Source organism: Actinacidiphila sp. bgisy160, from assembly GCF_057707815.1.
Window position 1 is genome coordinate 16,984 of record NZ_JBYIQW010000059.1, and the last position, 20,792, is coordinate 37,775.

The following is a 20,792-nucleotide window of genomic DNA, read 5'->3' on the forward strand; positions in this document are numbered from 1 at the left end:
TACTCCCTCCACGCGCCCCGCCGGTCGGGGCACTCCATTCACCTGGGTGGGGGTTGGCCCTACATTCCCGCCGGGTAGCCCAGACGTCAGGTGTCCGGCCCGCCACATGGTCCCTCGTCGGCGCCCGCGGAAGACTTGATGGTGCGCCGAGACACGGAGAGGCAGACCTCGAAGTGGTTCGCCGCGCCAAGCCGGCAACGTCAGACTCCCCGCTCGCGGCTCTCCTTGCGCCGAGGGGAGATGAACAATCGTCCGCCGGTCTTGGGTACCGCGTTTCCGGATGCTCCCGGCGACCGGCGCATCCACTTGTCCATCCGCGTACCACTCTCATCCAAGGACTGGTCATCATGACGAACACGACCTCTCGCGTTGCACTGATCACCGGCGCCACCGGAGGCATCGGCCGGGCCATCACGAACCGTCTCGTCCAGGACGGGTTCGCCGTCGCCGTGCACTATGCAGGCAACAAGGTCAAGGCCGACGAGGCGGTCGACGCCATCAAGGCGGCGGGTGGTCAGGCCGTCGCCGTGGCCGCTGACGTCGCTGACGAGGTGGCGATGGCGGCGGCTTTCGACGTCACCGAGGCGGAGTTGGGTCGGGTCGACGTGGTCGTCAACACTGCAGGTGTCATGCTTCTGTCACCCATCGCCACGCTGAACCTGGACGACCTCGACCGTATGCACCGCACCAACATCCGCGGCACCTTCGTCGTCTCCCAGCAGGCGGCCCGACGCGTGCGTTCCGGCGGGGCGATCATCAACGTCTCCTCGTCCCTCACCCGGCTCCAGTTCCCCACTTACGGCGCCTACGCGGCCAGCAAGGGCGCGGTCGACGCGATGACCCTGGTCCTGGCCCGTGAGATGCGCGGCAAGGACATCACCGTCAACGCCGTCGCCCCTGGCCCGACCGCGACCCCGCTGTTCCTGGAGGGCAAGGACCAGGCCGCCCTCGACAACCTCGCCAAGGCGGCGCCGCTGGAGCGGATCGGCACTCCCGAAGACATCGCCGAGGCCGTGGCGTTCCTTGCCGGGCCGGCCCGCTGGATCAACGGGCAGGTCATCTTCACCAACGGCGGTATCGCCTGACAAGCGCATATGGCGCTGTTCACGTCGACAGCGCTTCGGCAGCGGCCGGGAGTCAGTGCCTGCGTCGGGTGCCCAGGACTTCGGGCAGCAACCCGGTAGTGATCTGTGCGACGCCGCCACCGGTCCAGTGACCGGGACAGCAGCGCCAGCTGCGAGAACAGGCACCAGCCGCCATTCGCTCATCGCCGCAACAGCGAGTGCCTCCCCGTCCCATGAACACTGCCTCCCCTTTCGGCCCGTGAGTGCCACCGCGGGCAATGAACGTCTGCTGCCGGAAGTGTGCAGAACCATGACCGGCCGGGCGACAGGCACGCCCGGTGCCCCCCCCCGGGCGTCCATCGCTTTCCGTTCGACAGTAACAACACCGTGTTCAAGGAGAACCCATGAGCAACATCGTCCTCATCACCGGCGCATCCAGCGGCTTCGGCGCCCTCACCGCCCGTGCCCTGGCCGACACGGGGAACATCGTCTACGCAGGCATGCGCGAGACCACCGGGCGTAACGCGCCCCAGGTGCAGGCTGCTCGCGACTATGCCAAGGAGCACGGAGTCGACCTGCGAGCGGTCGACCTGGACGTCAACCTCCAGGACTCCGTCGATGCCGCGGTCAAGCAGTTGATCGAGGAGCATGGTCGCATCGACGTCCTCATCCACAACGCCGGCCACATGGTCACCGGCCCGTCCGAGGCGTTCACCCCGGAGCAGCTGGACCAGCTGTTCGACATCAACGTGCTCTCCACCCAGCGCCTGAACCGTGCCGCCCTGCCCCATCTGCGCAAGGCCGGCCAGGGCCTGGTCGTCTGGGTGTCCAGCTCCAGCGTCAAGGGCGGCACCCCGCCCTACCTCGGCCCGTACTTCGCGGCCAAGGCCGCGATGGACTCACTCGCGGTGACCTACGCAGGCGAACTGGCCCGCTGGGGGGTCGAGACGTCGATCATCGTCCCCGGCTCCTTCACCAGCGGCACCAATCACTTCGCGCACTCCGGCCACCCGGCCGACGGCGCCGTCGAGGCGGAATACGAGACCAAGTACGCGGGCCTGATGGAGCAGGTGGCCCAGAAGCTTGCGGCCTTGGCCCCCGAAGGCGCTGAGGCATCCCTGGTCTCCGACGAGATCGCCCGCATCGTGGCGCTCCCCGCGGGCGAGCGTCCCTACCGTGTTCACATCGACCCGGCCAACGACGGCTCCGAAGAGGTGTCGAACGTCGCCGACCGGATCCGCCGCGAGTTCCTCACCCGCATCGACCTCGACGACCTGCTGACCGTCCACCCGGCCAGCGCGTAAAGGACTTCCAGCATCCGGGACCGAGGGGCCGACGCACACGCCCGCTCCGCCTGATAACGCCCCTTCTCGGACCATGCGGACGACAGAGACGGCCGGTGCGGTCAGTCGGATCAGCCATACGCCCAGCAGTAGGCATTGCCGTCTCGTCCGCACGGTCCTCGTCCAGCAGGGCTTTGAAGGCAGCCGCGCGTCGGCGGCCGAAGCCCGTCCGCAGCGGACGGGCTTCGGCCGCCCGGGTGACCAGCCGCACCAGAATGCAGCATCTTTGAGGGCATAACCCGCGTTTAGGCGAGAGCCGGCGCACAGGAGCCGGTGGGCGGGCCAGGTAGAGGGAGCCGGAAGGCCACGTGCAGGTTCCAGACGCCGACGAAGTTGTATGCCCGGCTCTCCTGCGCCGAGACCGGCTGGTCCGTGGGCGATGTGGCGGCGACTCCCATCCGTACGACCCTCGTTGAGAAGTCCGCGCATGGAGCACTCATGTGATCGACGGTAACGACATTTCGTTACCAGTGTTCACCGCTGTCGATGTAGCGAACCGGCGATCGGCGATTCCTCCTATCGGAGGAAGAGCCGACGCCACGATCCAGGAGAAATCATGAGCACTGAGACCGCGAACACCACCCCGAGCACCGTGCTGGTGACCGGCGCGGGCACCGGGATGGGCGCCCTCGCCTCCATCTCGCTGGCCCAGGCCGGCCACCGCGTCTTTGCCTCGATGCGTGACCCACAGGGCCGCAACTCCGACAAGGCCCAGCATCTGCTGGACCGGACCAAGAGCGCGGTCGGCGAGCTGGCCGTCGTCGAACTCGACGTGTTGTCAGAGGAGTCCGCGGCCGCCGCCGTCGGGCACATCGTCCAGCAGGGCGGAGGCCTCGACGTGGTCGTTCACAACGCCGCCCACCTGCTGGTCGGTGTCACCGAGGCTTTCAGCCCGGAGGAGGTCATACGCGCCTTCGACGTCAACGCCGTAGGCGCCTTGCGAGTCAACCGCGCCGTCCTGCCTGTGATGCGCCGCCAGGAGTCGGGCCTGCTTTTGTGGGTCGGTTCCGGCACCACCCGCGCCATCCCGCCCTTCCTCGCCCCGTACTCGGCGGCCAAGGCCGCATTCGACGCCTTCGCGGAGTCGACCGCCTGGGAGGTCTCCGCCTATGGCATCGAGACCACGATTCTGATGCCCGGCGTCTTCACCCATGGCACGGCGCACTTCGCCAACGCCGCTTTCCCCGCTGACACCCAGCGCACCGCCGCCTACGACAAGATCGCGCCCTTCCTCGCCTCCATGGGTGAGGACACCGAACGCATGATGATAAATGCCATCAGTGCCGACCCGCAGATTGTCGCCGACGAGATTGTCCGGGTGGTCGGCCTTCCGGCTGGACAGCGCCCCCGCCGCACCGTTGCCGACGCCTCTGACTACGGCGCGGAGATCATCAACGGCGCCGCTGAGGAACTGCGGCTGCGGCTGGCCCGCCGCATGGGCGTCACCGACCTGCTTGGCCGACTGTGACCCGGACGCACCGCGTCCGCACGCATCTCGCATTGCTTCGTCCATACACGTCCGTGCCGCACTTCGGTAACGAATCACGAAGGAGAAACACCATGCCCGTCAGCCGTCGCAAGCTGGGCGCCAACGGCCCCGAGGTGTCCACCATCGGCCTGGGCGCCATGGGAATGTCGGATCTGTACGGTCCCGCCGACGACGCCGAGAGCATCGCCACCCTGCACGCAGCGATCGACGCCGGCCTCAACCTCATCGACACCGGTGACTTCTACGGCTCCGGCGCCAACGAAATGCTCATCGCCCGTGCGCTGCGTGAGCGCAACCGCGAGGACGTCGTACTGAGCGTGAAGTTCGGCTCGCGCCGCGCCCCCGACGGCAGCTTCCAGCCGGTGCCCTACGACGTGTCCCCAGCCGCGGTGAAGGACCGTCTGTCGTACTCCCTGCGCCGCCTGGGCACCGACTACCTCGACATCTATCGCCCTGCCCGCCTCAACCCGCAGATACCGGTCGAGGAGACGGTCGGGGCCCTGGAGGAGATGCGCCAGGCTGGCTACATCCGTCACATCGGGCTGTCCGAGCTCGGCGCCGACACGATCCGCCGTGCGGCGGCCGTGGCCCCGATCAGCGACCTTCAGATCGAGTACTCGCTGCTTTCGCGCGGCCCGGAGGAGAACATCATCCCCGTGCTGCGCGAGCTGGGTATCGGTCTGACCGCCTACGGGGTCCTGTCGCGTGGTCTGCTCAGTGGCCACTGGTCGCCGTCCCGCGAACTGAGCGGCGGTGACTTCCGTGCCCACTCGCCGCGCTTCCAGGGCGAGAACCTTGAGGCCAATCTGCGCTTGGTCGAGGCACTGAGCAGGGTCGCGGAGCGGCTCGGCGCCGTCACCAGTCAGGTGGCCATCGCCTGGGTGGCAGCCCAGGGGCAGGACATCGTGCCCCTGGTCGGTGCCCGTCGCCGCGAGCGTCTGGCGGAGTCGCTCGGGGCCGACGACCTCAAGCTCGACCGGGAGACGCTGGACGAGATCGAGGCGGCCATTCCCGCCGGCTCGGCGGCCGGCGAGCGGTACGCGGCCCCGATGATGGCCACCCTCGACAGCGAACGCTGACCAGCGTGCGGCCGTCCCGGGCGACGGAAGCGCACTCGGATGGCAAGCCCTGGTTGTGGAGCCGAAGTTCCGTAACCAGGGCTCTCCCGTCTCCAGGACATCGTGGATGCCCCGCTGGCGCCCGATGTACCAGGGGACGTTGTCATACCGACTGGAGTGCGATGCCCATGGTTGGGGTCGAGAGCGGCGCGGTGATCACCGTGCTGATCGCCGTGGGGGTGGAGTCAGCGATGATGCCCACGGTCGCGACAATTGAGGAGAGCGCCAGCATCAGCCAGAAGTTGACTGCTTGGCTGCGCTGAGGGGACAGGTCCACGAGTTCTGCCAGGTCGTCGAGGGAACGGCGCTGCGAAGCCGGGAGTGGGCGGGAGGCACGCCCGGCTTCGGTATCCCGTCGAACGCGGCATGGCCACCCTCAAGCGCTGGCGCATCTTCCGCCACGCCCGCTGCAGCCCCAACCGCCTGTCGTCAGCAGCCAAAGCCGTCCTCACCCTGGGGAAGCAACGCTGAAAAAGCTCAGTGATTACCGTGGATGAAGACCGTCCCCGGCGCTGGTGACAAGCCACTGTTGCTCGTCCGCGTGATGGGCTGGGCGTCCGCGGCATCGTCGGCGACTGCAGGCGGATGCTGCCGGGGAGCGCTGAGAAGTTGCGGCAACGAGGACGGGCGGGAGGGGGCCCCTTCACGGTTGTGGGGGCGCTCACGAGCGCCGTCGCCGAAGCCGGTGCGTCACTGTCACCGGGGCAACGCTTCCGAGACCGCGCCGGTCAGCAGTTGGAGGATGCGTCGGTGCCCATGGCGCAATCGGGATATCACGACGGCCTGGGGAATGCGCAGGATCTCGGCGATCTCCTGCGGGGTGAACTCCTCAGCGTGGGCCAAGTGCATGACCAGTGCTGTGTCCTGTGGGAGGCGGTGCAGCGCTTCGGCGACTTTGCGGTCGGGCAGGAGGAGAAGGTCACGGGCCGCGGGAAGCTCCGGGCGCCGCCGTTCCGGCGGTTGGTGGCGCGATAGTGCATTCTCGCGGTCAGAGTGCGGCGGGTCCTGACGTCGGTCGTGGGTTCCGCGTGCCGTATCGGCCAGAAGGCGCAATAGCCAGGCCTTCAGGTTGACTCCTGTGCACATCCCGAACTCTTCGTAAGCCCGTACATATGTCTGCTGAACCAAGGTCTCCGCGGCCGATCGGTCGGGAGTCATGTGCGCTGCTGCTGCATATACTCGTGCCAGGAGTGGCATGGCCAGACGCTCGAAGCGTGCAACGAGGTCCGTCGGAGTCATCCTGGCACTGCCGGCGCTCACCGGGGCGCCGGGTGGACAGGCGATGTTGACATGTGTCTTCCCGGTGAGTTCACCGTAGCCGAGCCGTCCGGCAGTGCTGGTGGTTCCGCTCATGCCTGCTTCCCCGTGGGAGGGAGGACTCCATCGGGCCGGCGGTGCCGGCCTTGACCGGGGCCGTCGAGGCCATTGAGGCCTTCCGGTGCGGCTTGCCCGCGATGCCGGCCACTCCCGGTGTCAGCGAGTGTCATGGGGTACGGGAGGCTGTCGGGTATCAGTTCGGATGTGGGCATGGCGTACTCCGGAGATGAACGGTGACACTTGTTCAGGCGGACGACGCTGTTGCGAAGCTGGGGTGCCGCTCTGATTCGCCTCCCATGATGCGTTTGCCCTGGCAGGGAAGCTGTCAGGCAGCCCCTGGGACTTCTGCGGGGCCCGCCCGCGACACACCATAGGGGTAACCCCACGAATCCAGCCGGGTAGCCCACCCCGTGACCACCTTGAGAAAAATTCCCTTGCGTCGCACCTGTCAGCGGTGAGCTCGATGGTCGGGACGCTGCTCACGCGAAGGTGGTCAAGGTCTGCAGCAGCAGCGCTGCCCCGCTCGCTGCCAGGACCGGGCCCGTGAGACTCGGCGATTCCGGTTCCGTGCCCATTCCCGCCGACCCTGGTCGACGCTCCGAGGACCAAGGCACGCGCCTCCGTAGCCGCTGTTGTCGTCGCTGCCGAACATGAACGGCCGACTTGTGACCTTCCGGCTGCCGCCCCTTTTCCGAAGGCAGTGGCGCTCCCTCCCGTCGGAGGGGGCCGACGGGAGGGGAGCTCTGGTTGTGGCTTCGAGTGCTGTGTGGTCAGGCAGGTGCCGGGGGCGCGGGGTGGGAACTTTTGAGATCGTTGAGTACAGCGCCGACAACTTGCCAGCAGACGTTGAGGGTGTCGCGGTCTGGAGCGTGGGCTTCTCGGATTTCGGCTGCTGGGTGGACATAGTTGCGGTAGATGCGCAGTTCATGGCAGAAGCGTTCAATGTCCGCGCCGATGAGCCGGGCGGTGTTGCAGGCATTGATGAGCTTTTCCAGCGTGGCTTTGTCTGGTGGGGTCGAGCCGAGCAGGGTCGTGTCGTGTTCCTTGATGACTTGCAGCAGGACGCCTTCCAGGAGGCTGCCCAGCATGATGGTGGCAGCGATGTGCGCACCGTTGTGGTAGCAGGTCTGTGCTTCGTCGAGCCGGTGCTGCAGGACCCGGGCCATCACCGGATCGCGGATGATGTCGGTGAGGGTGGCCCGGAACTCCGCTGGTGCGTGCTGGCCGGGCTGGGCCAGGGCTGGATCGCACAGTTGCAGCCGGGGCCTGCCGCCCGTGGTGTCCAGTCGCAGCCCCTCGTGGACGAGGAAGGCGTTGAGGGCGCTGACCACCTGGGGTAGTTGGTTGGGCTCATCGAGGTATTCGCGTGGGTCGGCGAGGCGGAGGAGAACCTGCTCCAGGGCTGCGGGCTGGGTGCGCCGTTCCGTGAGGCGTTCCTTGGCCCAGTCGCGGCGGAATTCGGCGTCGAAGGCAGGTACCCCCTCCCAGCCAGCGTTGATGAAGAAGCGGGAGATCTCCCAGCCCTTGCGGTAGTAGAGGTTGTCGTCACCGCAGATCACGCGAGCGATCTCTTCAAGCGTGTTCGCGTCCAGCTGGCCGAGAGCCGCCGCGGTTCCGTGCTGCGTCATGCTGCGCCTTCTGTCGAGGTCGTGTCCGGCGGATCGATGTCGTCTGCTGTGTCCTCCATGCCCTCGACATCGTCGTCTGTGTCGTCGGTGGCCTCTGGCAAGTCCATGGGCGTCCAGACCTGACCAGTTCCGGAGGGCTTCGGCGTGAGGCCGAAGGTGGCTGGATGAATGTTGTTCCGGTCCAGTTCTGTCCACAGGCCTGTGAGGGCCGCCTCCGGGTCGAAGCGAAACTCGCTTTCCCGGACACGCCAGAACTCCCAGCCCACGCGTTGCAGCTCTCGCTCCCTTCTCTGGTCGTGCCGGATCTGCTCCGGTGTCGAGTGGAAGTGGTCGCCGTCGCATTCGACGGCCAGCCGGGAGCGGGCGCCGATCACCACCAGGTCGATGCGCTTGTCGCCGGCGGGGAACTGGGGGACTACGTGGTAGCCGCGCTTCTTGATGTGCAGGTAGACCTGCTGCTCGAACAGCGACTCGAAGGGCGGGGTGGGGACGTCGGGAAGGACCGTCTTGAGATCGTCGTCAGCCGCCAGGGCGGCGGGAGCGTTCTCCATGAAGGTGAGCAGATTCAGGCGCAGGTCGTTGGATTTGAGCTTGGTTCGCGGAACTGAGTAGAACAGGTGCATCTGATCCTGCGCGCGGCTGGCGGCCACGTTGTAGGCCTGCTGTTCGCTGCGGTGTCCGCCCGCGACCCGGGGCGGGTTGGTCACCACCATCGACAGCAAGATGACGTGACGTTCGTCGCCCTGGAACGACGCGGCATTGCCGACTCGGATTGCGTGCCGTTCCCGGGTGGGTGCATCGATACGCTGCTTGATCATGTCGTCCAGAAGCCGGACCTGGCCTTGCCCCTGCAGCACGATCACACCGATCGTCATGCCACGGTAAGCGGGGTCTTCCACCATGCCCACAAGATGGTCGACCAGTGCCTGGGCTTCCTTGGGGTTGCGCAAACGGCCGTCACGACCCTCGGTCAGTGCCTCGTCGACGAAGTGTGTCACCAGCGGTTCGGGGCGCTCCCCGCCGAACTGTCGCAGCGGGATCAGTTTGCCGTCGTAGAAGGTCCGGGAGGACCAGGAGATGATCTCGGGCATGGAGCGGAAGTGTTCGTTGAGTCGGATCACCAGCGGGAAGAACGTGGACAGCAACTGGTAGAGGTTGGTGTGCGGGGTGTACAGCTCCCGCAGCCGGACGGGAATCTCCGGCAGGTGCGCGGTGAGACGATCCTCGATCACCTGGAGGCGGCCCAGGCTGGTGACCGACGGGGCACATTGTTTGTCGTCGCCCACCACGATGACCCGTGGGGCGAGCCACATGAGGAAGAGGGATTCCATGCCGGCCTGACTGGCTTCGTCGACGATGATGACGTCGAAGGTGTCGCGCTGCATGCGGACCATCTCGGCGACCTGCCCGATCGGCATGACCCAGGCGGGTACCGCCTCCATGGCGACAGACATCGCTTCGCGCGCTGCGGCCTTGAAGTGTGCGGCACGACGACCCTTGCCGCGGCCGTAGGAAGCGGTGTGCGTGCGGTAAGCCTGCAATGAGGACCGCTGGTCCTGTGTCATGCGGTTCAGGCAGTGCAGGCGTCCCAGGGCGCCGGCCAGCTCGCCGGTGACCTGCTCAAGCCGCTGCTCGTGTTCGGTCAACTCGGCGTCGAGGCGCTGTTCCAGTCCGGGGGTTCGGCGGCGCCGCGCGAATCCAGCCGCGGTGGCCCATGCCCACGCCTCGCCCAGAAGCGCGAGGCGCGTGTCCCAGTGCGGGCTTGACGGGTCGGCACCGAGGTGGATGGCAAGCGAGGGGTGGGCCTGTTTGAGTGCCTCCAGGAGGCTGGAGCAGCGCCGGAAGCGGGCGTCGTGTTCGTGTGCCCGGGCCAAGATCTGCAGCTGAGCCGCGTACTGTTCGACGTCTGCGCTGTTCAGGGCGCCGGCGAGGGCGACCACCTCGGCGGCGGGCGGCGTGTCCCCGACGGGTGCGCGGAGTCGCTGTTCCCAGGCATCGAGACGCCTGTGTGCGTCGTCCGCGGCCCGACGGTCGGCCAGCGCCGCCAGCGCCTGGCAGAACTCCAGCCATTGCTGCGGCGTGGTCAGCGGGACGTGCACACCGTGTGATACCAGCAGGGCATCGATCCGTTCCCGCCCCTCGCCGAATGCTCGGACGAAGGACAGATGTTCGTAGTGCTCGGCCAGCATGGCGATGGCGACCTCGGGTGGCTCCGGGGTGAGCCGCACGCCTGCTTGTTCCCAGCGCGCGACGACCATCGAGACGGTGGCGTGGGCCTGGAGGTGTGCGATCAGTGCGTCAAGGCTGCTCTCTTCGGCAGGGGGCTGGCCATCGACCGTGCAGCGAGTGAGGATGTCGTGCGCCGCCTTTTGCTCCTTGCCCGGCCAGCGGGACCGGAGCCTGCCGCCGCGTTCAAGAAACGCACGCAGGTCACGGGCCGACTGCGCCATCCGCCCTGCGGCCTCGGGCGACACGTCGGCCGGCACTGAGACATGGCGCATACCGGCGGCATCCAGGCTGCGCCGGGCGACATCGAGCTCCCCCGACACTTGCGCCACACGCTTCCACAAGAATGCCTTCCTGCGCGCCAGGCGATCCTGGAGTGCCGCCGCGCTCCAGGAGTGAGCCGGCCAATCCGTCGGCGAGCTCGGCAGTCCCAGATGATGCAGCGCAGTCCGGCACTGCTCGACGAGAACAGCCAGCTCGTCGGTCACCGTCTCGGTGAGCCGGGCCAGCGAGTCCCTGATGCTTACCGTCGCCTCCGAAAGGTCCCCATCGGCGACGCTGCCGGCAGCAAGTGTCTCGGCGACCAAACCGACGGACGGCACATCGCCCGGAGCAGGCAACCAGCCGTCCGCTCGTGGTTCCAGCGCCCCCTCACGTAGCAGCGCAAGCAACTCTTGTGCTTCCAGCCCGGTCAGCGGCGGTCCTGTGCGCGAGCCTTCCGGAAGAGCACCGATCCAGCCGAACTGATCGGCATTACGCTGCACCTGCTCCACGATGACGGCGAGCGTGCCGGAATAGCCCGCAGCCACGTCGTCGTGAGGCTGAATCTCAGCCTCCCGCAATTCGACCACCTGGTCGCTCAGTGAAGAGATCCTCGCCCGCAGCCCGTCACGCTGGGTCGACAGGCGGGCGATGTCATCCTGCAGGTGTGAGACATCACTGACGGCCACCTGGTCGGTCAGCGCATTGATGGTGCGCTCCAGCTCGCTGGCCCCGTCCTGACGCGTGGAGCTGAGCATCAAGATGCACAGGTCCCGCACATGCGGAGGAAGCTTGTCGCGCAGCACCGTCAGCGGCTGGTCGCGGGCGCTGGTCACCAGAACGCGTTTGCCCTGAGCCAGCAGCGCGGCTACGAGATTGGCGATGGTGTGCGTCTTGCCTGTGCCCGGCGGACCCTGGACCACGACGCCCGAACTGCGCTCCAGGCGGTGCAGCACCGACCGCTGCTGGGCGTTGGTCTTCAGCGGGAACAGCGGGTCATCTCCCAGCAAGGGAGCGTTTTGGACGCTGCTCCACCGCTTCCGGTCGTCGTCATCCAACGTCATCACCAGTTGGGCAAGCCCCAGCGGCGCGTGTCCGTCTGTAGCAAGCCCGGCGGCAATCTGTTCGTAGCAACGCAGCAGCGCGTTCCGGTCACGAGGACGCAGTACCAGCGCGGGGGCATACGTCAGGCGCGCTCCCGGCTCGATGTCCGTGGGAGGCGCCCACTCCGCACTGAAGGCGACGGGCCGGGACAGCGCCCGCTCTTGCCATTGGACCAGGTGCTCGAGTACCGCCTCACTCAGCGGATGAGGCGAGCGCGCTGCCAGATCCTCGCCGACTGCCGCGGCTCTCTCCGGATCCCAGCCGTCGTCACTGTCGAGGAAGTCCTGGTCCTCCACCCGCAATGCAGTGTCCGGCGCAAGGCGAACCGTCAGCCTGGCCGTGCGGCGTTCCACTGCGATCTCGACCCGCCGCGTGACCAGGTGGCGGTACACGGCCTCCCCATGGGCATCCACCCACGACAGCAGCCCGACCGCAAGCACCAGCTCACGCTGGTCGTCGTGCTGAGCCAACTGCTGATGCCAGCCGTACAACGCCTCATAACGTTCCCGCCTGGGACGGTCCCCGGTCTCCCGTTCCGCCCAGCGCCGCCATCGGGCCAGCCAGGCACCGTACGCATGCAGGACATCTCCCGCGTCCACCTGTGCGCTGGTCCGTTCCTCCCACATGGCGCGCCCGAACTCATCCCGCACCCGTTCCCGCACCGGCCCCTCCTCGGCCAGCGGCGGGTCACCCCCCTCGGGATCGGCAAGACGCACGGGATCAACCCATCCGACCAAGACCTCTGGAAGCTCAGGCGCTGCAACCGGCGGCACGTAGTCAAGCCTGAAAAGCACCCCGTCCAGCCGCTCCGCCGGCCTCCGCACGCCCTCCGGCACCTCTGACAGCCACCAGTACTCCCGCGACCTGTCTCGCGAGTCCCGCAATCGCTGCGTCCCGTTCTGCACCACCTCGCGCAGGAAGCTGACCAGCCCCGTTGTCGAGGCGATGACCTCGGGATGCCCTGCATGACGTCCGGTCGCGTTCACCGTTCTCCCCTCAGTCGGTGACCAACATTTCAGGGTCGGGGCCGGCTGACCGTGCCGCAGTTGTTGAATTGAGAATGGCGTGAATTGCGCCGGTGATGACTGGTTTTCGCCACCACTTGAGCAGGTGGAGCTCTGTCGTGTCTGCGGGCGGGGTGGCGCATGGGCAGCTTTCCGCGCTATCTCTGGCAAGACCGGGAAGCCAGGTGTAGGCGACTGTGCAGCGCGCACACCAAAGGAGGCGCTGACAGAAGGGCGACGACGCATAGAGTCGGTTGCCCGCCCTTCGGGGCGGCCGGTGCCAGGGCCAGGGCGCCTGGTGGTCAGCCAGTGTCGGATCCGGCTGCAGGCCCCTCCGCGTCTGCTTCCCACTCGTCGGACGCGCTGAAGGTGGCGGCGCCGAGCAAGCCGTGCGTTTCTCTAGGTTTTGGCGTGGGCATGCCGTTGCGGGAAGTGATCTTGCGGATTGCGGGAAGAGTGCCCTGCATGGCAGGCATGGGTGCAGGTCAACCAGACTCGTGAACGGCCCACAGCACGACTGTTCTTGAGTTGGTTCAAGAAGAGTTCACGTGATCCCGTCCGATCTGATTGATCGGGCGGGATCTCGGCGTTCCCGGGGTCTGTTCGAGGTGTTGTCCGAACGGCGTCGGTGCTGGAGGCGGTTGCCTGGCGATCGCCGGCCTGGAGTTCCGGGGTGGTTCGGGTGCGTGGGGCGTTCTGGCACTGTCGTCGGGCGTGCGTGATCCCGGCTTGTGGTGCTGGGGTCTCGGGTGGTCGTGCGGATCGGCGGGCCCGTGGGCGGCGGCAGGCCAGCCGCGTCGGGCGGCCGTGCAGTGTTCGCTCGCTCCGGCCGGTAGGCGTCGTGTCAGGTGGGGTGGAGGCAGTGCCGGTCCTGGCGGGAACTTGTCGAGCTTGCCGAGGGCGCCGGGTTGGACGGTGATCGTGGGCTTATGGGCAGATCCGCGGCAGGTCCTTCTTGGGAAGGGGCCGCAGCCGTTCGGCTTGCGGGATCGGCCGCGCCACCGGGGGAACCACGCGGGTCCTGACCGCCCTCGACGTGGCCCTCGCCGGCTCCCCGGCGGCACGCCGGCGGCTTCCCCGTTCGTTCCGGCGGAACTGTAGGGCTGCGACGCAGATCTGCGGCAGCGGCTGGGTCGCCGTCGACGCCTCGGTCTTGGTCTCGTCGTGTGCCAGGCGGCGCTGGATACGCTGGAGTTGGGGCTGCATCGTGATCGCTCCAGCATCAAGGTTCACGTTCTCCCATGTGAGGCCCAGCACTTCACCACTCGGAAGCCGAGTGCGGGCGGAGCGGGCCGCTTGGAGAAAACGCCTGGGCCGGGACCACCAGGTAATTGCGGCGAGCTTCGTGCGCCGGGACGTGCCGGCCGCCGCATGGGTGGCCGCCGACCGGGCACTCACCGCCGCCCCTCAAGGCCCTGGAAGCGCAAGCGCAAGCCACGCGACGTCACCGGGCGCGCGCCGCATGGCCGCGGTAAAATCGTCTGAAGTCCGCTTCGACTACGACTTGCCACTGTGTGATCAGGGCGCGATACCAGGGTCTGTGGTCCCCCGGCGCCGGCCAGGGTGAGACGCGCGGGAGCCGAGTTCGGTCGGCCCGCTCACGGTCTTTCGGGTTGCCACAGTGAACTCCACAGACCGTGAGCCCCGCCGAGTGCACCGTTTCGCAAGAAGCCGTGTGTACCGCCACCGGTGCCGTGGCGGAGAGGTCGGCACCGTGAAGAAGTTGCTCAGTCCCCGCGTTTCCGCGGTCGGCCGCCCGTCGGGTCTGCCAGAGGCGGATGCGATCGACACCGCTCACGCGGGCGGGACACCTCACGAACTCAAGAACGACCTCGTCGCGCTGCTCGGCGAGGACCAAGTGCTGCACCGCATTTCGGACCTCGTGCGCTACGCCTCGGACGCCAGCCCTTATCGCTACCTGCCCCAGGTCGTCGTCCTGCCACGCGACGTGCACGACGTCCAGAAAGTGCTCGGCTACTGCCGCAGGAGCGGGCGGCACGCGACATTCCGTGCCGGCGGGACCAGCCTCAACGGCCAAGCCCAGTCCGATGACATCCTCATGGACGTGCGCCGGCACTGGAACGGGATGGCCGTCGAGGACGGCGGCGCGCGCTTGCGAGCGCGGCCGGGCACCATCCTCGGCCACGCGGCGGCGGTACTTCGCAGCCACGGTCGACGCCTCGGCCCGGATCCGGCCTCCTCGGACGTCGCCACGATCGGCGGAGTGCTCGCCAACAACGCGGGGGGAATGCGCTGCACCCCCGAGCGCAACGCCTACCACACCGTGGCGTCGATGACCTTGGTGCTGCCGTCCGGGACCGTCATCGACACCGCCGCACCCGACGCCGAGGAGCGCTTCGCCGCAGCGGAACCCCGGCTGGCGGCCGGCCTTGCCGAGTTGCGGGAGCACCTGCTTGCCGACAGCGAGCTCACCGCCCGCGTGCGCCGCAAGTTCACCATACGCAACACCACCGGTTACACCCTTGCGGCGCTGCTCGATGCCGACACCCCGCTCGAGATCTTCCGGCGCCTGATCATCGGTTCCGAAGGCACCCTCGCGTTCATCGCCGAGGCGGTGATCGACACCCTCCCGGCCCCCACCGCGACCACGGTCACCTGGATCGCGCTCCCGTCGGTCGACGAAGCGGTCGCTCTCGTCCCCAGCCTGGTCGGTCTCGGCGCCGAAGCCGTCGAACTCATGGTCGCGCCCGCCCTCACCGCCGCCGCCCAGGCCTTCCCCCACACACCCGAATACTGGAAGACCCTCGATCCGGGCGCGGCGGCGCTTCTCGTCGAGTTCGCCTCCGAGGACCCGGCCGGCCTCGACGAAGTCGAAGCCCGCGTCGCGGAGCTCGTCGTGGACGCGAACCTGTTGCACCCGCTGGACTTCACCCGCGACCAGGAACTCATCGAACTGGATTGGCGCATCCGCGAGGGCCTGCTCGGCATCGTCGGCCAACTGCGTCCGTCCGGCGCCGCGGTGGTCAACGAGGACGTCTGCTTCCCGCCCGCCCGGATCGCCGAAGGGGCAGGCGATCTGCACTCTCTCCTGACCAAGCACGGCTTTCTGCCGGGCGTCGCAGGCCACGCCGCATACGGCAATCTGCACTTCACCCTGACCCCCAAGCTGGCCGATCCCGCCGACCGCGACAGGTACGCCGCCTTTATGTCCGACCTCGTGGCACTGGTCATCGACAAGTACGACGGGTCGCTCAAGGCGGAGCACGGCACCGGGATCAACATGGCGCCGTTCGTCCGCCACGAATGGGGTGACAAGGCCACCGAGATCATGTGGCGGATCAAGGAACTCGCCGATCCGCACGGCGTACTCGCCCCCAACGTCGTCCTCACCCGCGACGACAACATCCACCTGAAGTCCTTCAAGTCGACGCCCGACATCGAGGACGTCGCGACCCACTGCATCGAGTGCGGGTACTGCGAGGCCGCCTGCCCCAGCCGGAACGTCACCACCACTCCCCGCCAGCGCATCGTCCTGCGCCGGGAAATGGCGCGACAACCGGCAGGATCGCCGCTGCTGGCTCAGTTGCAGGCGGAATACGAGTACGACGGCATCGAGACCTGCGCCGTCGACGGCACCTGTGCGCTCCCTTGCCCCGTACATATCAACACCGGCGCGTTGATCAAGGATTTCCGGCGGGACGAATCGACGGAACACCGCGAGAAGGCCGCCCTGGAGATCGCCAAGCGCTGGGCAACGGTGGAGGGAATCGCCCGCATTGCCATGGGCGCCGCCGGCATCGTCCAGCGAGCCGTGGGCGCGAAAGCACTCACCGGACTGACGGCCGGCGCACGGCTCGCGATCAGCAACGACCTCATGCCGGCGATCCCCGGACCGATGCCGCGCGGCGCGGCGAGCAAACCACCCGACACTTCCCGCGACGGCGCGGCGGCGGTGTACTTCCCGGCCTGTGTCAACCGCATCTTCGGCCGTGACCCAGGGAAGCCACGGCATCCGTCCCTGCAGCAGGCGTTCGTCGAGGTCTCGGCACGTGCCTCCAAGCCGCTGTGGATCCCCGACGACGTGGCAGGCAAGTGCTGCTCCACACCGTGGAGCAGCAAGGGCTACACGCGCGGCCACGAATGGATGGCCGCGACCACCTGCGACGCCCTGTGGTCCTGGAGTGGGCACGGCGCCCTGCCCGTGGTCATCGACGCCGCCTCATGCACCAACGGCCTGCTCGACGACGTCAAGAACTACCTCGACGACGAACACCGCGCCCGACTGGAACGCATCACTCTTCTCGACGCGATCACCTGGTGCGCCGACCTGCTGCCGCACCTGACCATCACCAGACGGGTGAACCGCGTGGCGCTGCACCCAACCTGTTCGACAGCGCATCTGGGGCTGAGCAAGACGCTGGAAGTCATCGCGGGACAACTCGCCGCCGAGGTCCTTGTACCGGTCGGCACCACCTGCTGCGGCACGGCCGGCGACCGGGGACTCCTCCACCCGGAACTGGTCCGGTCCGCGACGCGGGACGAGAAAGCCGTCCTGGACGAGACCCCCGCGGATGCCTACCTGTCGGCCAACCGCACCTGCGAGATGGGGCTGCGCCACGCGACCGGCCGCCCGTACGAGTCCTTCGTCTTCCTTCTGGAAGAACTGACCCGCCCCCCGACTGGCGCGGTGGGCAACGGGTCTTGCAGCCCGGACGCGTAGCTGCAGGAGGTCGCCGGAACCCGGAAGATCTCGGCGAGGGCTGCGGCGATGAGGGCTTCCGTGTTCGGTCACCGGCTGGTCAGTGCCGGGCGGCCCTGTGCCGACAGGACATCGCACGCCGCGTCGAGGATCTTTGAAGCAGACCGCAGCTCACCGGCCGCCGAACCGGAAGGGATGACGAGCACATTGGCAAAACGATACGTATCGTTTTGTTTCCCGATCAACGTCTGCTACGGTCGTACCAGTCGAACGAAACGATACGTATCGTTTTGATTGGTTCTCTTGTGAAGGAGTGCGTGTGATGAAGGGCTACACCGTCCCCCTCTCGCCCCGCGGCATCGCGAACCTGGCGCCTGCCCCGCCGTGGCACTACGCCGGCACCGTGGTCGCCGTCGAGTTCTTCACCGACCCCGACGCGGCCGCGGCGACCCTGCCCGAGGGACTGACCCCGGACCCGGACTCCGCCGGCCGCGGCGTCGCGATGTTCATCGACTGGCAGTACTCCTCCACCAACATGGAGTACCTCGACCCCGCGCGCTCCCAGTACCGGGAGTTCTTCATCACCCTTGACGCCCACCACAAGGGCACCCCCGTCTCCTGGTGCCCGTACATCTACGTCGACAACGACTCCGCCATGGCCCGCGGCTGGGTCCAGGGCTTCCCCAAGAAGCTCGGCGCCGTCCACCAGACCCGCGCCTACTCGGTCGGCGGCCCCGGCACCCCCGTCCTCGGCCCCGGCGGGCAATTCGCCGCCACCGCATCCTCCGCCGGACAGCGCATCGCCGAAGCCACCGTCACCCTCCAGCAGCCCGTCCCCGACCCCACCGCACTCATGGGCCGCCCCCTGATCAACCTCCGGCACTTCCCCAACCTGACCGCCGGACAGCACGACAAGCCCGCCGTCCACGAACTCGTCATGGCCGTCCTGGACAACCCCGCCGTCAGCGACGCCTGGGCCGGCACCGCCGACCTCACCTTCCTTCCCGCCCACGGCGAAGAACTCGCCGACCTCCCCGTCCGCCGCACTGGCAAGGGCTTCCACTTCGACCTCGCCTACACGGTCACCGACCTCACCACCCTGACCGACTGAGCCCCACCCCACCCGACGACCCAGCCATGCCCCTCGCATCGAGGGGCATGCCCGTAGGCCTCACACTTCAGGAGCCGACGTGCCCATCTACACCTGCACCACCGCTCAGGGGACGCTGGAAGTCGCGACCAAAGGGGAACTGGCCGGAGAGATCACCCGGATCCACTCGGAGATCAACCATGTGCCGCCCGCCTACGTCAACGTGGTCTTCACCGAACTGCCCCGGGACAGCGTCTACGTCGGCGGAGAGCCCGGAGCGCCGTTGCTGATCACCGGATGGGCCCGGCGTGGCCACCCGCAGGAGGAGACCACCCGCCTGGCGCTTGAACTGTCGGCGGCCGCCTCCCGCGTCACCGGGATCGCCGAGCGCCGCGTTCTGGTGGTGATCCAGGACAGCCCCGCGCGGTCCGCGGTCGAAGGCGGCCATGTCCTGCCGGACCCCGGCCACGAGAAGGAATGGCTGGGCCGGCGGGAGGCGTAGCGGCGCATGCTCCGCGCGAGTTCCCGACGTGCGCATCGTCGATTCCGCGGGCCACAGCTCATGCTCACGAGGGGCAGGACCGTTCGGCCGCTTCCGGGTCAGGGGGGCACGGGCGGCCCGGTGATCAGGTCGCCCTGGTCGTCGTAGGGCCATGGGTTCGCGATACATCCGTGCAGCCCCTTGATCTGCTGCATCATCACGGGGGCCGGCATGCCCGGTCCAGGACATCCCCGGTGTCCACGCCCGAGGAAGTGACCCACCTCATGGTTGATGATCATCGCGTGATAATCGGCCGGCCGGCCCTCGTACTGGGGGCTGAGCAGGATCCAGCGCTTGATGTTCACCACGACGGTCTGGGCGACGTTGCAATTCAGCTCACCCTGGGTGTCCAGGCCATAGGCGGCGCACAGGGCATCCGCGGTGTCCGGGGTCGCCGCACGGACCCGGAAGTCGTACGGCGGCCCCTCCACACGCCGGAATGCCACGCCGCTCCTCGTCCAGCCCCGGCTGTCGGCCAGTATGCGTTCGACCTCGTCGGCCACGGACGCCGCGGTCAGTTCGCTGCCGTCCTCGGTCTGTACGACGTACCGCAGGGTTCTGCCGTGCCCGACGGCCTCCGATGAGCCGGCGGCGGAGGTGAACGTGCCGGCCCCGTGCTGCGGCACGCGTGGAGCCGGCGGGGGCGACGGACTGCGCCGGGGACTCGGCGGTGTCGTCGAGGGGCTTGAGTCCTGTGGAGGCGTCGAGGCGGGCGTGGTCGGCGAGGGACGGCTCTTGTGCGCGGCGGGCACGGCCGGCTCCGGTGTGTCCTGCCTTGTGACGGCGAACACCCCCGCGAGGCACACTCCCAGGATCGCGAGGCAGGGAATGACAAGAACCCTGCGCCGCCTCCTTGCCCGGCGGTGTTTGCGGCGACGGTGCTTCATGCCTCGGACTACACAACGCCTCCGGTGAAACAGCGGTGAGCACCGCGACTCACGCTGTCCTCACGCGGCGCGATGCATAGTTGGCAAGAAAGCGCCGGAACCGCTGCCGGCCCCCACGCCACCTTCCCGCTCCGGGCAGGGGATGAAGCGGCGGCGAACCCGGACGCATCGCGGAGGCCCGCGTACGCCCTGGCAGCTCGGTCGTCCGGCCCGCGGTCCAGCGAAGGACGGGCCGGTTTCGTGCCGCTGCCGGTGAGGCTGAACGGGCGCCTTCGGCGCGGACATGACGAGATGGCTGCTGCCCGGCGGACGGCGCAGAAACGGCTGATGGGAGAGACGCAAGGTGCGGGTGCTGGTCGTGGAGGACGAAGAACTGCTCGCGGGTGCCATCGCCGAGGGTCTGCGGCAGGAGGCGTTCGCGGTGGATGTCGTCCATGACGGTGAGGCGGCTCTGGAGCGGCTGGCGGTCAACGACTACGACGTGATGGTGCTCGACCGGGACCTTCCGAAGCTGCACGGCGACGAAGTGTGCCGACGCACCGCCTCCGCGGGGGCCGAGGTCAAGATCCTCATGCTGACCGTCTCGACGACGGTCGCCGAACGCGTTGCCGGGCTGCGCCTGGGGGCGGACGACTACCTGGTCAAGCCCTTCGCGTTCGCCGAGCTGGTGGCCCGGATCAGGACGCTGGGCCGCAGGGTGCGGCCACCGGCCCCGCTGGTTCTGGAGCGTGCGGGAATCCGCCTCGACCCGCACCTGCGTGAGACCTCCCGCGACGGCCGCTTCGTACCGCTGTCGAGGAAGGAGTTCGCGGTCCTGGAGGAACTGCTCCGGGCGCAGGGCGGGCCGGTCTCGGCGGAGCAGTTGCTGGAACGGGTGTGGGACGAGAACATCGACCCCTTCACCACGATCGTGCGGGTCACCATGCGCAGCCTGCGGCGCAAGCTCGGCGAGCCGGGCGTCGTGGAGACCGTCACCGGAGTGGGGTACCGCATCCGCTGAGCCGGGGGGCACCGCTGCCCCGCGATGCCTCCGCGGCCGTCGGCGACCGGGGACGAGCGC

At 68.1% G+C, this 20,792-nt stretch carries 13 protein-coding genes and 1 pseudogene; 9 read left to right on the forward strand and 5 right to left on the reverse strand.

The window, feature by feature from the left end; all coding sequences use genetic code 11:
• Nucleotides 1-347: 347 nt before the first annotated feature.
• The 4 genes from AC3EUJ_RS31315 (at nucleotide 348) to AC3EUJ_RS31330 (ending at nucleotide 4,975) form a co-directional block, all read left to right on the forward strand.
• Nucleotides 348-1,085 (forward strand): SDR family oxidoreductase, encoded by a 738-nt coding sequence (locus AC3EUJ_RS31315; protein WP_431967325.1) that lies wholly within the window; start codon nucleotides 348-350, stop codon nucleotides 1,083-1,085.
• A 383-nt stretch (nucleotides 1,086-1,468) separates the two neighbouring features.
• Nucleotides 1,469-2,368, forward strand: a complete 900-nt coding sequence (locus AC3EUJ_RS31320; protein ID WP_431967327.1) for an SDR family oxidoreductase — start codon at nucleotides 1,469-1,471, stop codon at nucleotides 2,366-2,368.
• A 595-nt stretch (nucleotides 2,369-2,963) separates the two neighbouring features.
• On the forward strand, nucleotides 2,964-3,875 hold the full coding sequence (locus AC3EUJ_RS31325; RefSeq protein ID WP_431967329.1) for an SDR family NAD(P)-dependent oxidoreductase: 912 nt from the start codon (nucleotides 2,964-2,966) through the stop codon (nucleotides 3,873-3,875).
• A 92-nt stretch (nucleotides 3,876-3,967) separates the two neighbouring features.
• A complete protein-coding gene (locus AC3EUJ_RS31330) occupies nucleotides 3,968-4,975 on the forward strand; it encodes an aldo/keto reductase (protein ID WP_431967319.1) in 1,008 nt (335 codons plus the stop codon).
• A 142-nt stretch (nucleotides 4,976-5,117) separates the two neighbouring features.
• Here the strand turns inward: AC3EUJ_RS31330 and AC3EUJ_RS31335 are convergent, their stop codons facing one another.
• Nucleotides 5,118-5,291: a DUF389 domain-containing protein gene (locus tag AC3EUJ_RS31335; RefSeq protein ID WP_431967331.1), complete on the reverse strand. Its 174-nt coding sequence runs from the start codon at nucleotides 5,289-5,291 to the stop codon at nucleotides 5,118-5,120.
• Nucleotides 5,292-5,350: 59 nt separating this feature from the next.
• On the opposite strand from AC3EUJ_RS31335, the pseudogene AC3EUJ_RS31340 reads away from it, so the two are divergent.
• Nucleotides 5,351-5,485 (forward strand): annotated as a pseudogene (locus AC3EUJ_RS31340) (IS5/IS1182 family transposase); the annotation flags it as partial.
• Nucleotides 5,486-5,710: 225 nt separating this feature from the next.
• Here AC3EUJ_RS31340 and AC3EUJ_RS31345 read toward each other — a convergent pair.
• The 3 genes from AC3EUJ_RS31345 to AC3EUJ_RS31355 form a co-directional block, all read right to left on the reverse strand.
• Nucleotides 5,711-6,367, reverse strand: coding sequence for a sigma-70 family RNA polymerase sigma factor (locus AC3EUJ_RS31345; RefSeq protein WP_431967333.1), 657 nt, complete (start codon nucleotides 6,365-6,367; stop codon nucleotides 5,711-5,713).
• A 734-nt stretch (nucleotides 6,368-7,101) separates the two neighbouring features.
• A complete protein-coding gene (locus AC3EUJ_RS31350) occupies nucleotides 7,102-7,959 on the reverse strand; it encodes a hypothetical protein (protein ID WP_431967335.1) in 858 nt (285 codons plus the stop codon).
• On the reverse strand, nucleotides 7,956-12,536 hold the full coding sequence (locus AC3EUJ_RS31355; protein ID WP_431967337.1) for an AAA domain-containing protein: 4,581 nt from the start codon (nucleotides 12,534-12,536) through the stop codon (nucleotides 7,956-7,958). The genes AC3EUJ_RS31350 and AC3EUJ_RS31355 overlap by 4 nt, the downstream gene beginning before the upstream one ends.
• A 1,732-nt stretch (nucleotides 12,537-14,268) precedes the next feature.
• On the opposite strand from AC3EUJ_RS31355, the gene AC3EUJ_RS31360 reads away from it, so the two are divergent.
• The 3 genes from AC3EUJ_RS31360 (at nucleotide 14,269) to AC3EUJ_RS31370 (ending at nucleotide 18,806) form a co-directional block, all read left to right on the forward strand.
• Entirely contained in the window at nucleotides 14,269-17,235 is a 2,967-nt protein-coding gene (locus AC3EUJ_RS31360; RefSeq protein ID WP_431967339.1) for an FAD-binding and (Fe-S)-binding domain-containing protein, read from the forward strand.
• A gap of 301 nt (nucleotides 17,236-17,536) precedes the next feature.
• Nucleotides 17,537-18,325 carry an acetoacetate decarboxylase family protein gene (locus AC3EUJ_RS31365; RefSeq protein ID WP_431967341.1) on the forward strand — a complete coding sequence of 263 codons (789 nt, stop codon included), beginning with the start codon at nucleotides 17,537-17,539 and terminating at the stop codon, nucleotides 18,323-18,325.
• A 79-nt stretch (nucleotides 18,326-18,404) separates the two neighbouring features.
• A complete protein-coding gene (locus AC3EUJ_RS31370) occupies nucleotides 18,405-18,806 on the forward strand; it encodes a tautomerase family protein (RefSeq protein ID WP_431967343.1) in 402 nt (133 codons plus the stop codon).
• Nucleotides 18,807-18,904: 98 nt separating this feature from the next.
• Here AC3EUJ_RS31370 and AC3EUJ_RS31375 read toward each other — a convergent pair whose 3' ends face one another.
• Nucleotides 18,905-19,732, reverse strand: a complete 828-nt coding sequence (locus tag AC3EUJ_RS31375; RefSeq protein WP_431967345.1) for a DUF3152 domain-containing protein — start codon at nucleotides 19,730-19,732, stop codon at nucleotides 18,905-18,907.
• A 343-nt stretch (nucleotides 19,733-20,075) separates the two neighbouring features.
• Here AC3EUJ_RS31375 and AC3EUJ_RS31380 point away from each other — a divergent pair, with 343 nt between their 5' ends.
• Nucleotides 20,076-20,732, forward strand: a complete 657-nt coding sequence (locus AC3EUJ_RS31380) for a response regulator transcription factor (RefSeq protein ID WP_431967347.1) — start codon at nucleotides 20,076-20,078, stop codon at nucleotides 20,730-20,732.
• The last annotated feature ends 60 nt before the right edge of the window (nucleotides 20,733-20,792 follow it).